A 15,053-nucleotide genomic window follows, 5' to 3' on the forward strand; every position below is an offset into this window, starting at 1 on the left:
TTCTTTTCGGTCACTTGATTGACTGCTTGGATTTTGAATTCTTCGGGGTAACGCGGGTTGCTCATGGCACCTCCTAATTGGCCTCAGTTTAAGGCAAAGAGGTGTCTACGAAACCCGGGGCGATTCAGATCAGCAAGCAACCTGGCTCACATGCCTATAAAAAGGCGACGGTGGAGCGGCCGGATATCCCGAACGTGTTGGATCGAGAGTTCACCGTGTCGGCGCCGAATGAGGTCTGGTGCGGTGACATCACGTATGTCTGGGCTCAAGGTCGCTGGCACTATTTGGCGGCTGTGATCGATCTGTTCGCCCGTCGCGTGGTGGGCTGGGCGTTTTCATCGAAGCCTGACGCTGACCTGGTTATCAAGGCTTTGGATATGGCCTATGAGCAGCGTGGTCGGCCTCAAAACGTTCTGTTTCACAGCGACCAAGGAAGCCAGTACGGCAGCCGAGGCTTCCGTCAGCGACTGTGGCGCTATCGCTTCAACCAGAGCATGAGTCGACGTGGAAACTGCCACGACAATGCACCGATGGAACGGTTGTTTCGCAGCCTGAAAACGGAATGGATACCGACCGTGGGCTACATGAGCGCTTCGTTAGCACAGCAGGATATCGGCCGGTTTTTGATGCAGCGCTACAACTGGCAACGGCCACATCAATTTAACAGCGGGCTGGCGCCCGCTGTGGCCGAGGAAAAACTTAACGCAGTGTCCGGGATTAGTTGACCACTACAATCCCGTTTTTTAAGAACCTCACCTACCATCTCCCTCTCGGCACAACCACTTCCCAACGCTCACACTTATTCAAATCCCTAAATTGCTCCTCACCATCCTCTGCAAACCGAACCATGACGGCAGCGACCTCGCATTGATCGAAGCCGATCTGTGGTTGGAAAGACTTGGCGGTTCGCCCTACCACGTTGCCTTGCTTGTCGAGCAGTTGATAGCGGCCAGCCTCTTCCTTCAGCGTCAGGGGATCCCCCTCGCGAAGTACCTCAACCGCCTTGTGTATCCGGGCATGCAGTGATTGACGACCGGCAAAGCCAATATCGATCTCCTTCAGCGTCAGTTGCTGAAAGCGCACTTCCAACTCAGGAAGAGGTTGCCCCTGAAAACCATGTTGCTGAACATCCCTCATCAGACTGCGACTGAATGGATTGCCGTCAGCGAACTCGCACAACGTAAGGGTCTGCTCGGCTCGCGTCATCCCCACGTAGTACAAACGTCGCTCATCAGCCAGCGTATCGACCTGAGCACTCCAACCACCATCCAACAGAACGACATGGCGGAACTCCAGCCCTTTCGCCGAGTGCACGGTGCCAAGACATAGGCCTTCCTTCGGCTGTTGGCGCAATTCACGGGCGTAGTCGTACAACCAGTCGATCAAGGCACCACTGCCAAGTTGGCATTCGCCCAACTCTCCTCGCATTTGCTCAAAGGCTGTCTGGAAAAAACTCCGCCACTCGGCTTCCACCAGTTGATTACTACACGACAAACGCTGCCATGCGTTCGCTGCGCACAAAGCGCCTTCGATTTCTCGCAGATAGTCGGTTGCAGCCACAAAACTGCGCTGCCGAGTAATGGGTAATGCCGTTTCCTTGTCTGCTGCCAGGAAATAAGGAATCTCGTGCTGCTCGCACCAGGCCTGAATTGGCCAAAGATAGCGGTGCGTCCGCGCCAGAACCGCACAACCGTTCCAACTCCCTGGCTCGAGCATCACTAACCGCTCCAACTCCATCATGGCCGCCTGAGCCTGCAGATTACCGCGCTCACGGTCACTCGGGTCGATCAGCAATCTCAGTACCCGGCCCTTGCGTTGCTCATCCTGCTCTTCCCATAGCCCGCCGGCCGGCAGCTCCTGCCGAGCCCTGTCGATCCGGATTGGGTCGGCCTCTTTCAGTCGAGCCGAACTCTGGCCAATGAGCTGGTTGGCCGCCTCAATAATGCGCAGGGAAGAACGGTAGTTATCGACCAGGAAGCTGGTCGACGCCTCATAGTCGTCGCGGAAGCGTTCGATATAACGATTGTTGGTATCGCGCCAGGCATAGATGTTCTGGTCATCATCGCCTACCGCCATGATACACAACCGGCCATCCTCTTCCGCGTGCCGCCCAGCTAGAGCACTGACCAGGCGGTACTGCAGATCATCAATGTCTTGATATTCATCGACCAGGATATAACGGTATCCGCGCAGTAGCTGCTCGCGGAGGTCGTCCTCGCCCTCAATATTGCGCCTACCCTCCAGCAACTCGACGGCATCGCTTAACACCTGCTTGAGAGCTCGCTCGTCGACCGTCGCGCCTCGTTCGAAACGGGTTCCGGTCAAACGCATGGCCATGCTGTGATAAGTCAGAACACTGACACCATAGGCGTCGCCCCCGACCAGGGCCAACAGCCGTTTGCGGATCTCGTTCGCTGCATGACGGTTGAAGGTCAACGCCACAATGCTGGTCGCTGGTACTCGCCGCACTCGCAACAGGTAAGCGATGCGATGCACGATCACACGTGTTTTGCCGGAGCCCGGTCCAGCCAGCACTAGCCGATTGATGTCGTCATCGTCAGCGACGATTAGTTTCTGAGTGGTGCTCAGCGACTCGATGATTGATTTCCATGACTCCTCGCTGGTCGCCAGCTTGAGCACGTCCTCCCGCCCATTAAAATGCCGCTTGATGAATGCCTGCTTGGAGTCGGTGAAGTAATTCAGCACCAGGTGCAACGCCTCAGCCATCTCCTTCAGCGCCACTTCCGCATATTCACGCATCACATGAACCTGAATGAGCTTCTCGCGGTAGTGCTCGTCGAGTCGCAAGTAGTCCTCCTTGAGGAAGGTCTTGCGCTTGTCTTCCTTCTTGACCTCGATGGTCATAGCCCGGCGCATGACCGTCATGCCGTGGTTGAGGGTCAAAATGTCCTGCCGATGCAAATAGAGCAGGACATGCTCAATCACCTTGCGGCGCCTGTTAGGCGGAATCAGATGCGGCAGTTCGAGGTCACTTTCGATCACCCGGAGCAATTCGCCAAAACTCGTTTCGACCAGCAGATCCGCGCCACGCAATCCTGCCGGTAGCTTACCGACCAACAGTTCCAGGAACTTGCTCGCCAATACGCGCCGCACGTCACCAAAGCCAACGATCTTCGCCCAGGAATGACCACCCTTGATGCGCAGTTTGAGGTAGTCACGATTGAGTTGCCTGAGCTCAAAGCTACTGCGCTGCTGATCATCCGCATCATGATCCTGTGCCAGGCTGCGCAACAACCGAAGCACGTGCAGCGGGAGCAGTTCCTCCAGCTTTGTCGCTGCCTTAAGTTCAGCGGTCAGTGACGGAAGATTCAGATCCTGCCAACCGCCCTGCTCGGCGTCCGGCGCCTGCTCTGGCAAGCACCGCAGCAATGCCTTTTCCAGCTCCAGGGTGTTCTGAAGGCGCTGACTGGAAGCCCCCGTCACACCATGGCGCACATACAGCGTTACCTGCGAGTCATTGACCAGCAGCCCCATCTCCTCCAACTGCTTGAGTGCGCTGGCAACCTCCTCCGATTCCAGGCTGGTCAACTGCATCAACTGGTCGGTGTTCACCCGCTCATCAGCATCGGCGCCGTAGAGAAAGCGCAGAATAGCCCTGAACTCCTCCAATCGACGTTGCGGCAACTCGGCCTTCAGCAAACGTTTCTCGGCCTCTTCCTCGCTCACATCCAGCCGTGCTGGGAAAATCTGCGTGTGGTTTTCCTCACGTTTAAGGTAATCACCACGCTCCAGCCAAGCAACCGCCGTAACGACCTTGGTTTCGGCATCACGTTCATCCGCGGAGAAACTGGTTTCAACGTTATCGTCTAACAGGATTTCGCCCGCCGTGATGATCAGCTTGCCACTCTTGCGTCGACTGCTCTCGTTACGCAACTTGCGCAGGATCTGCTGGATGTCACGGATGCTGAGCTTCGAGCGCTCGCTCATGTCGAACTGAGTTTCGATGTCTTGTGGGTCGTACAACAGCACACAGCGCGCATCACCCTGATCACGCCCAGCCCTGCCCGCCTCCTGCAAGTAGTTCTCCAGCGAGCCTGGTATGTCGGCATGTACAACGAGACGGATATCTGCCTTGTCCACGCCCATCCCGAAAGCGTTGGTGGCAACGATGATTTTCAGTTGCCCAGCCTTAAAATCGTCCTGAATATCCGTTTTGGTGTTGGGCTCAAGACCGGCATGGAAATGTTTGCAAGACCAGCCTTGGCCAATCAGGAAATCGGACAGTTCCTCAGCACTCTTACGACTGGAAACGAAGACGACTGCACCGCCCTCCTGAGCGTTCAGGTGCTCACGCAGTAACCCATCCGTACGCGACCACTTCTCTGCCTTGGTGCAGGGCAGCACGTCAAAATGCAGATTGGTTCGCTCGTGCCCTCCAGGGAACACCTTGAATTCAATGCCTAGGCTTTCCCTGAAGTGGCTCTGAATATCCGCTAGCACATCGGGCTTGGCCGTCGCGGTAAAACAGCCGATCTGCGCTAGCGGTTGGTCATCGGTGTACTCCCGGATGAAGCGGGACACATAAAGGTAATCTGGCCGAAAGTCGCTGCCCCATTTCGACAGGCAATGCGCCTCATCGAAAATCCAAGCACCAACCTGACGCTGACGGATCGCTCGCCGGAAAGCCTTGTTGCGGAACTGCTCGGGCGACACCAGCAAAATGCCGACGTCGCCCATCTGGATCTTCTCCAGTACCTCTGCGCGCTCCGGCATAGTAAGCAGGCCATTCAGTGCTGCGGCACACTGGACGTTGCGCTCCAGCAGTCCGTCGACCTGATCCTTCATCAGTGACTGCAACGGCGAAACGATGACGGTGAGACTGCCGTTACGATGAAACCGGTTCAATGCCGGCAATTGATAACATAGCGACTTGCCCCCGCCGGTCGCCAGGATGGCCAATACGTGCTGGCCACGCATACCGGCCAGCACGATGTCGTGCTGAAGACTCTCCCCTGGCCTCTCGTAGCGAAAATCAGGGAAGCCGAAGTAGCGATTCAGTTCGTGACGTGGATCATGAGTCGTCTGACAGTACTGACAATCCTCGCGCTCACACGGCACATCACGTAGCTCGGAGATTAACCGTCCAACCTCCGGAAACTGGTGTCGAACCCAAGGCGCTAACACCGAGTTGCCGCCAGATACCCGGAGCCAGGCCAACACATAGGCCAGTGACCAATGCAATTCTTCCCCTTGAAGATCGTCGTCGAGCAGTTGCTCCAGTCGTGCCCGACATACCTTCAAATCCCGCAGTTGAGAAGGATCCGTCTCTTGCAGCAATTGCGGAACCAGCATTTTGAGCTCGGGTACAGATACCGGAGACTGCCCAGTCAAGGATGCGAAGAAAGCTCCCAGGTCTCCCCTCATACTCGGCGTTAGCAACGCCTGATAGCAGAGAAGCTCCATCTGGTTGATCTCGTTCAACTGCGTGAAGGCCTGGCGTTGATCCTGAAAAAGAACCAACGTCGAGCGGCAGTCTGACAACGGCGAGTTCAGGCTGTCACGGACAAGCTTGTAATCCTTGATCAGCCGGTGATATGGGTTTTGTGGAAACGCCAGTGGCGACAGACGCAGAGTATCGATGACCGGCAGAGCATGCAAAGCCATACCAGGCAAATGTTCGCGCAAGATAGGCAGATCGTGATCGATAACATTGTGTCCGAGTACGAAGCTCGCCCCCTCGGACAGTGCATCCAACTGCTGCAAGGCTAGGGACGGGTTTCCAGATACCTTCAGCTCCAACTCCGCCCCCGAGTCAGGCCGAAGGGCACCGACCATCATGATCTGGGCAGGCTCATTGCTCTTGGGCGGCACCACCTCAAGATCGAAAATAAGGCATTTGGGTTGAGGAAGTGACGACATCAAACGGGCATTCCCTGCTCAGCTATTGCGACAATCATCATTCAACGCATGAACGATGGAAGTGATGGGCATCATCATGCCATCAAGCACCAATAAGAGATATCTAGATGCACTCCTACGAGACACTTGGCGCACTGTCCTGACAACCAATTATGCCGACAACCTCCGAGCAAGCAGGGACTGACGTACACTAAAAGCCACCGACAACCATCCTGATCCGCGTCAGAGATCGCCAATCACGATTGGCGCGCGTACCGGTCGGGACTAGGGGCAAAATTGGGGGCACAGGCTAAGAATTTCATACTTAAACCACCGATCTAGAGCCCTGTCCAAATGTTTTTTGGGGATCCTGACAGCCTGCAACAGCCCCCTGCCGGCCTGCCACATCACGACAAGCCACAGACGGACCGCCAATACCAGCTGGCAATCGAGCGACAGGATGCAGCCCCTCAAAGCTGCCGATGCAGTGAATTACCGACGCAACAGCACGCCATCAGCCCCCCAATCAACCAGCACTCACCACATGCTTCAACTCCTGAAACGCTGCCAGCCCCCAGGGGCCGAGCTCGCGCCCGATGCTGCTCTGCTTGTACCCACCCCAGGCGGTCTGCGGGAAGATCACCTGAGGCGCATTGATCCAGACCATGCCGGCCTGCAAGGCATCCGCTACCCGGTTGGCCGCAACTCGGTCGCGGCCGACCACCGTGGCCACCAGGCCAAAATCACCCTGGTTGGCCAGCGCAATGGCCTCGGCTTCGGTGCCGAAACGGCGGATGCAGATCACCGGGCCGAAGATCTCCTCGTTCCACAAGCTGCTGTCCAGCGCCACGTCGGTGAACACCGTCGGCGCAACGTAGAACCCCTGCGCCAAGCCCTGCGGGCGCCCACCGCCGCACTCGAGCCGGGCGCCCGAAGCCAGCCCGCGCGCGATGTGCGCCAGCACACGCTCGTACTGGGCACGGTTGACCAGCGCACCCATCTGCACCCCGTCGACAAAGGGGTCGCCAACGGTGATCGCCTGGGCGCGGGCCCTGACCTTTGCCACGAAGGCGTCCGCCAGGTGCTCGGCGACCAGCACCCGGCTGGTGGCCGAGCACATCTGGCCGGCGTTGTAGAAGCCGCCGCCACAGGTCAGCTCGACCGCCAGCTCCAGGTCGGCATCCTCCAGCACGATCAACGCAGACTTGCCGCCCAGCTCCAGGCTGACACCCTTCACTGTCTCTGCCGCGCGCTGCATTACCTGAACCCCCACCGCGTTGCTGCCGGTGAAAGAGATCTTGGCCACCTGCGGGTGCGCCGACAAGGGTGCGCCCACGGCCAGGCCGGTACCACACACGATGTTCAACACGCCCGCCGGCAGGCCCGCCTCGAGAATGATCCGCGCCAGTGCAAGCTCCGGCAACGGCGTGACCTCCGATGGCTTGAGCACCACCGTGCACCCCGCCGCCAGGGCCGGCGCCAGTTTCCAGGCCGTGGTGACCATGGGGAAGTTCCACGGCACGATCAGCGCAACCACGCCACACGGCTCGCGCCGCAAGCGCGCGGCATAGTCGCTGGCAGGCAGCTCCACGCCACGGTCCTGTGCAGCGTCAAGGCCCTGGGCCAGGTCGGCGTAATAGTCAAAGGTGGCTATCACGTCGTCCACGTCCAGCCCCGCTTCGGCCAATGGCTTGCCGTTGTTGCGCGATTGCAGCGCCATCAGGGTTTGGCGGTTCTGCTGTATGCCCCGGGCAATGCGGCGCAACACCTGGGCACGCAACGCGCCAGTGCTGGTTGACCACTGCGCAAACGCTGCAGCGGCGCTTTGCACGGCAAGCTCGACGGTTTCAGCGTTGCCCCCGCCCACCGTGGCGATCAGCGCCTCGGTGGAGGGGTTGATGACCTCGAGCGGCGGGCCGTCGGCGAGCCATTGCTCGCCGATCAGCACGCCGGCGAGCACTTCGGATGAACATTCAGGAGGGAGCATCGTCATTCCTTCGCAAGCGGCTCAGAGGCCGGCCTGCAGCTTCTCGATGAACTGGCGGATCCGCTGGCAGGCGTCCAGCAGGTCCTTGTCGGCAACGGTGAACGACACCCGCACGAAGCCCGCGCAACTGGCGCCAAAGGCCTGGGCATCGAGCACCGAGACGCCGGTCTCGCGGAACAGCGCCCAGGCAAAATCGACGCCCGACAGGCCCGTGGCACGAATGTCCAGCAGCATGAACATGCCCGCCTCGGGCACCTTGCCCTTGATCAGCGGCACCCCGTCCAGCTCCCGGGCGATCAGGTCACGGCGGCGGGTGTAGAGTTCGCGGGCCGAGGCGACGATCTCATCGTCCAGCTCGATGGCCTTGAGCGCGGCTTCCTGAACAAAGCCCGGCAGACCGTAGAGCATGCACAGCAGCAGGTTGTCCAGGTGCTGGACAAGGCTCGTGGGCGCCACCACCCAGCCGACCCGCCAGCCGGTCATGGCGTGGGATTTGGACAGGCTGTTGAGCACCACCGTGCGCTCGGCCATGCCCTCCAGGCTGGCGATGCTGATGTGCGGCGCGTCGTAGGTCAGCTGGCAGTAGACCTCGTCCGAGATCACCCACAGGTCGTGACGCCGGGCCACCTGCGCCACCGCCTCCAGCTCCTCGCGGGTGTAGACGTTGCCGGTGGGGTTGTTCGGCGTGGCCAGGGCGATGCCACGGGTGTTGGGGGTCAGTGCGGCTTCAAGCGCCTGGGCCGTGAGGCGAAAGTCCTTCTCGGCAGGCTGCTCGATGCACACCAGCCGCGCACCGGATGCCTGCACGCTGGCAGCGTAGGTCAGGTACATCGGCTCGGGCACCAGCACGTCATCACCGCTTTCGAACAGGCACATGGCTGCGGCGTACAGGCCGTTCTGCGCACCGGCCACCAGCGCGACGTTCTCGGCGGCCACCGGTATGCCCAGCAGCTTGCGCTGCTTGGCCGCGATGGCTTCGCGCAGCTTTTCCCGGCCCACTACCGGGGTGTAGTGGGTATCGCCGGCCTTCAGGGCCTGGATCGCGGCCTCGCAGATCGCATCGTCCGTCGCGAAATCGGGGTCGCCGATGCTGAGGATGATCGCGTTCTCGCCCCGCTCCTGCGCCTGGCAGGCAGCATAGTGAATGTCCCATGCGGCTACGCTCTCGCCGCTGATGCGTTGAACCAGAGATGAATACTTCATTTGAATTCCTTGTGGCGTGCAGACCGACGCCAATACGTTAGCCACTAGACTCGACGCTGCGAGGTGGTGCCCATCAACTTGAAGCTCTTTTCGATGATCAGGGCCAGGACGATGTAGGTGATCGCCACCAACAGCAGCGGCTCATAGACCCGCAGGGTCTGCGAACGCACGATGTTGGCGGCGCCGAGCAGGTCGGTAACCGCGACGGTGGAGGCCAGCGCCGTGGATTTGAGCAGCATCACGCTCTCCCCCGCCAGGGTCGGCCTGACCATCTGCAATGCCCGCGGCAACCACACCCTGCGCAGGATCTGCCCGCGGCGCATGCCATAGGCGCGTGCCGCTTCAAGCTCGCCCCTGGGTACGGCGCGCAGGCCACTGCGCAGCACTTCGCCCACATACGCCCCCACGCTCAAGGTCAGTGCAAGGGCCACATACCAGAACCCTTCGCGCAGGTAGGGCCACAACACCCCGCCCCTGATCAGCGGGTAGCTGGCCAGCAGGCTGCCGACGCCGTAATACAGGATGTAGATCTGCACCAGCAGCGGCGTACCGCGAATCACGCTGCTGACAAACCGGCAGGCGTTGGCCAGCACAACGCTGTTGGACAGGCGCCCCAGGGCCATCGCGATGGCCAGTACAAACCCGAAGCCTGCCGAGATGAGCAGCAACTGCACGGTCAGGCCGGCACCGCGCAGCAGTTCACTGGAAAAATCATTCAGCCAAGTCAAATCCATGATCGTCCCCTTATACGTTCCTGGGCATCCAGCGTTCGAAGCCGGCCTCGAACTTGCGGAACACCATGCTGGAAACCAGGGTGATGACGTAATAGAACGCCGCGACCACCAGGTAGAACAGCAGGTAGTGCTTGGTGCTGGCCGCCGCCTGACGCCCGGCGGTCAGCAGTTCGCTGTAGCCCACCACGCTGATCAGCGCACTTTCCTTGACCAGCACCAGCCACAGGTTCGACAGGCCCGCGATGGCGAACGGCAACATGCACGGCAGGATGATCCGGCTCAACAGCTTTGCCCGCGACATGCCGTAGGCCCTGCCGGCCTCCACCAGCCCCGCAGGAATGGCCTCGACGGCGCCGCGAATCACCTCACCCGAGTAGGCGCCCTGGACAATCCCCAGCACCACGACCGCAGCCAGAAACCCGTTGATCTCGACACTGGGCCGGCCCATCGCGGCCATCGCCAGGTTCAGCAGGTCGGTGCCTGCGTAGTACAGCAGCAGGATCAGCAGCAGTTCCGGCACGGCGCGGTACAGCGTGGTGTAGCAGTTGGCACAGGCGACCATCCAGCGTGGCCCCCTGAGCTTGATCAACGCGACGAGCAGGCCGATGCACAGGCCCAGCGCGAAGGCCCCCAGGGAGATACCCAGGGTTTTCACCGCGCCCTGGGCCAGGGTTTGAATCCAGCCCTCGGCGAACAGCAGATTGGACATTTCAGAAATGGTCATACAGGCACCCGATCACCCGCGCAGGTTTCAACCGCCTCATTGGGCGGCTGTGACACTGGATTTGAAGTAGCGCGCACCAATGGCGTCGTAGGTGCCGTCTTCACGCACGGCCTTGAGCGCCTGGTTCAGCTTCTCGCGCAGGGCATCGTCGCCCTTGCGCACCGCCGCGCCGATGCCCTTGCCGAACAGCGGGTCGGCCGGCGCGATGCCCTTGCCGGCCAGCATCGCGTTGTCGGGCAGTGCCAGCATCGGCTCCACCGAGATCTTGTCGGCCAGCATGATGTCGATGCGGCCGCTGCGCAGGTCGGCCAGCAGGTCGTCCTGGTCGTTGTAGTAGCGGATGGTCGAGCCTTTGCCGAAGTACTCCTTGACGTAGGCAGAATGGCTGGTCGAGCCCTGCACGCCGATGATCTTGCCCTTGAGCCCTTCCGGGGTGGGCGTCAGTTCCAGGGCGGCATCCCCGACCCACAGTGCGGGCGTCTCGATGTACGGGTCGCTGAAGTCCACCACCTGCTCGCGTTCGGGGGTGATGGACATCGAGTTCATGATGACGTCCACCTGCTTGGAGCGCAGCGCCGGAATCAGGCCGTCCCAGGCCATTCCCTTGAGCGAGCACTCGGCCTGCATGCGCTTGCATACTTCGCTGATCAGGTCAGGCTCGAAACCGCTCCACGCACCATTGCTGTTTCTGAAGGAAAACGGCGGGTAGGGTTCCTGGGAAATCGCGAACACCACCTTGTCCTGGGCGTGGGCGACATTGATCGCCCCGGCCAGCAGGAGCGAGTGCACGACAGCAACGAGTGTCTTTTTCATTTAACAGTCCTTATGCAGCTATTGTTTGGTTTTTGGCAGCGGACAATGCAGGGGCACGCCCCCGCGGATGAATAGTGTTGTTATGAGCGATTGTTCTGCGCCATCACGAACTGGCGGCACCGCTCGCTGTGCGGGTCGAGCATCACCTGTTGCGGTGGGCCCTGCTCTTCGATCTGGCCCTGGTGCAGGTACACGACCTGGGTGGAGACATCCCGCGCGAACGCCATCTCGTGGGTCACCAGGATCATCGTGCGGCCCTCCTGCGCGATGTCGCGGATCACCTTCAACACGTCGCCCACCAGCTCCGGGTCCAGCGCCGAGGTAGGTTCGTCGAACAGCATCACCTTGGGCCGTACCGCCAGTGCCCGCGCAATGGCGACCCGTTGCTGCTGGCCACCGGACAGAAACGAGGGGTAGTCGTGGCGCTTGTGGGCCAGCCCGACCTTCTCCAGCAACTGCTCGGCATGCGCGATCGCGTCCTGGCGCTTCTCACCCAGTACATGCACCGGGGCCTCGATCACGTTCTCCAGCACGGTGCGATGCGGCCACAGGTTGAAGTTCTGGAACACCATGCTCAGGGTCGCACGCAGCCGCTCGACCTGGCGCAGGTCGGCGATCTCGCGCACCCCGCCACGCCCCTGCCTGAACCTGACTTCCTCGGCGTTCACGCGCAGGCTGCCGGCGTTGGGAATCTCCAGCAGGTTGATGCAGCGCAGCAAGGTGCTCTTGCCCGAGCCGCTGGAACCGATCAGGGACACCACGTCCCCCTCATGGGCACGCAGGGAGATCCCTTTGAGGACGTGATGGTCGCCGTAGCTCTTGTGCAGGTCATCGATGGCGACGACGGGGGTCGACTGCATGCTTGGCAGCCCTTTTTCGTGGATCATGCTTCGATGTCCCATTGTTGTTGATCAACCCGACCGGACAGCCCCGTCAGGCAGGCAGAAAGTCCGAGGCGTTCAGTTCGATGACATGCGGCTCGCCGCTCTCCAGGCCTTGCAGCAGATCGCGCAACCCGTCCAGGCTGCCGGCGGTGTGGTACTGCACATGACAGGAGCGTGCGAACGCCGCGAAGTCCGGCGTGAGGATGTCCACGCCCAGGGGCGCAATGTCGCGCGCCGTCATGTAGTCGCGAATTTCGCCGTAGCACTGGTTGTTCCACAGCACCAGGATGACCCCGATGCCGTGCTCGCGCGCCGCGATCAGTTCGGCGCTCGAGAACTGCAAACCACCATCGCCCACCAGCGCCACCACGGCACGTTCAGGCAGGGCAACCTTGGCACCGATGGCCGCCGGGAGGCCGTAGCCCAGCGTTCCGTACCCGGTACCGGCGTTGAACCAGGTGCACGGGGCCGGTGCGCGGTAGCCCAGCGCGCCCTGGTACACCGGCTGCGTCGAATCGCCAACCAGGATCGGCGCCGGCAGGCTGTCGCGCAGCGTATCCAGCAGCGCCTGCATGGCCTGCTGCCTGCCGGTCCAGCTGCCGCGCTCGGCGGCATTGACCCGCGGCACGTTCAACGCGGCCCAGTCACTGTCTGCGGCCGCCCCGGGCAGCGCTGCGATCAGGGCCTGCAGCCCCAACCGTGCGTCGCCAAGCAGCCCGACGGCTGCGCGTTGCACGCCCAGGATCTGCATCGGGTCGATGTCCAGGCGAATCACCGGCACCTGCAGGGCCAGTGGCCCGAGGCCGAAGAAGTCGTAGTCGGTTTCGCCCAGCTCGGTGCCCACCGCCAGCACCACATCCGCCTGGGCAAAGAGTGCCCGGCCATGGGCGGACGATTGCACGCCATCGAGCAGCAGCGGGTGCGCAGGCGGCAGGATGCCGCGTGCATTGGTGGTCAGCGCAACGGGGGCCTGGAGACGCTCGGCCAGTGCCCGCAGTGCATCACTGGCACCGCGCGCGCCGCCGCCGGCGAGAATCAGCGGCCGCCGTGCCGCGCCCAGCAAGGCGGCGGCCTGCTGTACGGCCGCCTCGGCAGGCGCGCTGGCCAGCGGCAATGCGCGAGGGCTCAGGTCCAGGCCATCGGCCGGCATTTCCAGCACATCCAGCGGGATCTCGATATGAACCGGGCGCGGCCGGGCGCAACAGAACAGCGCGAAGGCACGGGCAATCACCTCCGGCAGTTCCTGCGGGCGCTGCAGGGTATGGCTGAAGGCACACACGCCGGCCACCATGGCGCGCTGGTCAGGCAGTTCGTGCAGGTAACCGTGCCCCAGCCGCTGGTGCTCGCGACGGCTGGTGGTGGAAATCACCAGCATCGGCACCGAGTCGGCGTAGGCCTGGCCCATGGCGGTCAGAATGTTGGTCATGCCGGGGCCTGTGATGATGAAGCACACCCCCGGCTTGCCACTGGCTCGGGCATAGCCGTCCGCCATGAACCCTGCGCCCTGCTCGTGGCGAGGGCTGACATGGCGAAGCCGGCTACCGTGCAATCCGCGATACAACTCAACAGTGTGCACGCCCGGAATACCGAACACGGTGTCCACACCATAACCTTCAAGCAGTTTGACGAGCGCCTGAGCACAACTAGTCATTGGGTCTTCTCCTGTTATTTTTACCAGACCGCCGAGGCATTTTTCAGTAGATGCTGGGCAACCACAATCGAATTAAATTTGGCTGATTGTTGATATCTGCTCACCACTCCTGCCACCTCCGCACAGGCCAGAAGGCCACTACCACCCACATTGCTGAACCTGCCGGAGGCCGTCGCCAATTCCGCTTCACCCATGATGTGAATAAAGCTTGTCATTTGTGTGGACAACGCACGCCTGGAAGCCGGCCTCGAGCGCCTCGGGGGCCAGGGTGCCGCGCTTGCCGATGCACACGAGCCGGGTGTGGGGCGTTTCATCGCCCCAGGCGCGGTCGGGCAGGATCTCGCAGCGGCTGCCGACCAGGTGCATGATGAACCGCTTGCCTGGCACTTCGGCGATGTGCAGCGTGCCCTTGGCCCGATAGATCGACGCCGGCAGTTGCGCCAGCGTCGCGCGCAGCGTGTCGAGCGCCATCGGTCTGTCGCTGGCGAAACTCCAGGACTCGAACACGCTGGCGTGATCTGCCGCGTGCCCGCCCATGCTCGGCGCTGAGGCCGCCTTGGCCGGCGTGAAGGACGCCAGCGGGTTGCCGCGCCCCACGCCCAGCACCAGCTCCAGCGGTACATCGCCATACTGGCATTCGAGCATTCGCGCCCGGGGGTACAGCCAGCGGCTCTTGAGCGCCTCGATCTGGCTGCGTTCGACCCGGTCCACCTTGTTCAGCACGATGATGTCCGCCACGTCCAGCTGGTCCATGGCCAACTGCGCCATCTCGCCCTCGAGCTGCCCGAACTGCTCGGTGTCCACCACCGTGATGATGCTGTCGATCGACAGCGCATCGCGAAACTGCGGGTACTTCAGCGTGCGGGCGATCTTGCCCGGGCTCGACACCCCGCTCGCCTCGATCAGAATGTACTCCGGGCGGTTCTGCCGGTCGCCGAGCAGGCGCCCCAGTTGCTCGATCAGGTCGCTTTCAACCGTGCAGCAGATGCAGCCGTTGGCCAGGCTGAGGGTGGTCTGGGTCTGGCTGACGATCAGCTCGCTGTCGATGTTGATCGCGCCAAAGTCATTGACCATCACCGCGATGCGCAAGCCGTGATCGCTGCCCAGGATCTTGTTGAGCAGGGTGGTCTTGCCGGAGCCGAGAAACCCCGACACCAGCGTCACCGGAATGGGAGACTGCTTGTTCATCAAAACGGCC

9 protein-coding genes and 1 pseudogene are annotated in these 15,053 nt (G+C 61.5%); 1 reads left to right on the plus strand and 9 read right to left on the minus strand.

Annotated features, from left to right (window positions below; translation table 11 throughout):
- Nucleotides 1–128: 128 nt before the first annotated feature.
- A pseudogene (locus MF6396_RS17470) lies at nucleotides 129–725 on the plus strand (IS3 family transposase); the annotation flags it as partial.
- Nucleotides 726–756: 31 nt separating this feature from the next.
- Here MF6396_RS17470 and MF6396_RS17475 read toward each other — a convergent pair.
- From MF6396_RS17475 to MF6396_RS17515, 9 genes are all read right to left on the minus strand, one after another.
- Nucleotides 757–5,880, minus strand: coding sequence for a RecQ family ATP-dependent DNA helicase (locus MF6396_RS17475; RefSeq protein WP_078481106.1), 5,124 nt, complete (start codon nucleotides 5,878–5,880; stop codon nucleotides 757–759).
- Nucleotides 5,881–6,385: 505 nt separating this feature from the next.
- On the minus strand, nucleotides 6,386–7,846 hold the full coding sequence (locus tag MF6396_RS17480) for an aldehyde dehydrogenase family protein (RefSeq protein WP_102063815.1): 1,461 nt from the start codon (nucleotides 7,844–7,846) through the stop codon (nucleotides 6,386–6,388).
- Between the two features lie 21 nt (nucleotides 7,847–7,867).
- Nucleotides 7,868–9,049 carry a pyridoxal phosphate-dependent aminotransferase gene (locus MF6396_RS17485; RefSeq protein ID WP_043864003.1) on the minus strand — a complete coding sequence of 394 codons (1,182 nt, stop codon included), beginning with the start codon at nucleotides 9,047–9,049 and terminating at the stop codon, nucleotides 7,868–7,870.
- 44 nt (nucleotides 9,050–9,093) lie between these two features.
- Nucleotides 9,094–9,783 carry an ABC transporter permease gene (locus MF6396_RS17490; RefSeq protein WP_078481109.1) on the minus strand — a complete coding sequence of 230 codons (690 nt, stop codon included), beginning with the start codon at nucleotides 9,781–9,783 and terminating at the stop codon, nucleotides 9,094–9,096.
- Nucleotides 9,784–9,793: 10 nt separating this feature from the next.
- Nucleotides 9,794–10,507 carry an ABC transporter permease gene (locus MF6396_RS17495; protein ID WP_043864005.1) on the minus strand — a complete coding sequence of 238 codons (714 nt, stop codon included), beginning with the start codon at nucleotides 10,505–10,507 and terminating at the stop codon, nucleotides 9,794–9,796.
- A 36-nt stretch (nucleotides 10,508–10,543) separates the two neighbouring features.
- The gene (locus tag MF6396_RS17500; protein ID WP_054914377.1) at nucleotides 10,544–11,320 is read right to left on the minus strand and encodes a transporter substrate-binding domain-containing protein; all 777 of its coding nucleotides are present in this window, start codon (nucleotides 11,318–11,320) and stop codon (nucleotides 10,544–10,546) included.
- Nucleotides 11,321–11,400: 80 nt separating this feature from the next.
- Nucleotides 11,401–12,180: an ABC transporter ATP-binding protein gene (locus MF6396_RS17505; RefSeq protein WP_078481181.1), complete on the minus strand. Its 780-nt coding sequence runs from the start codon at nucleotides 12,178–12,180 to the stop codon at nucleotides 11,401–11,403.
- Nucleotides 12,181–12,253: 73 nt separating this feature from the next.
- Nucleotides 12,254–13,855: a 5-guanidino-2-oxopentanoate decarboxylase gene (locus MF6396_RS17510; RefSeq protein ID WP_078481111.1), complete on the minus strand. Its 1,602-nt coding sequence runs from the start codon at nucleotides 13,853–13,855 to the stop codon at nucleotides 12,254–12,256.
- A 186-nt stretch (nucleotides 13,856–14,041) separates the two neighbouring features.
- Nucleotides 14,042–15,043, minus strand: coding sequence for a CobW family GTP-binding protein (locus MF6396_RS17515; protein WP_054914375.1), 1,002 nt, complete (start codon nucleotides 15,041–15,043; stop codon nucleotides 14,042–14,044).
- Nucleotides 15,044–15,053 lie beyond the last annotated feature (10 nt).

Source organism: Pseudomonas sp. MF6396 (assembly GCF_002018915.1).
In the GTDB taxonomy this organism is placed as follows: Bacteria; Pseudomonadota; Gammaproteobacteria; order Pseudomonadales; family Pseudomonadaceae; genus Aquipseudomonas; species Aquipseudomonas palmensis.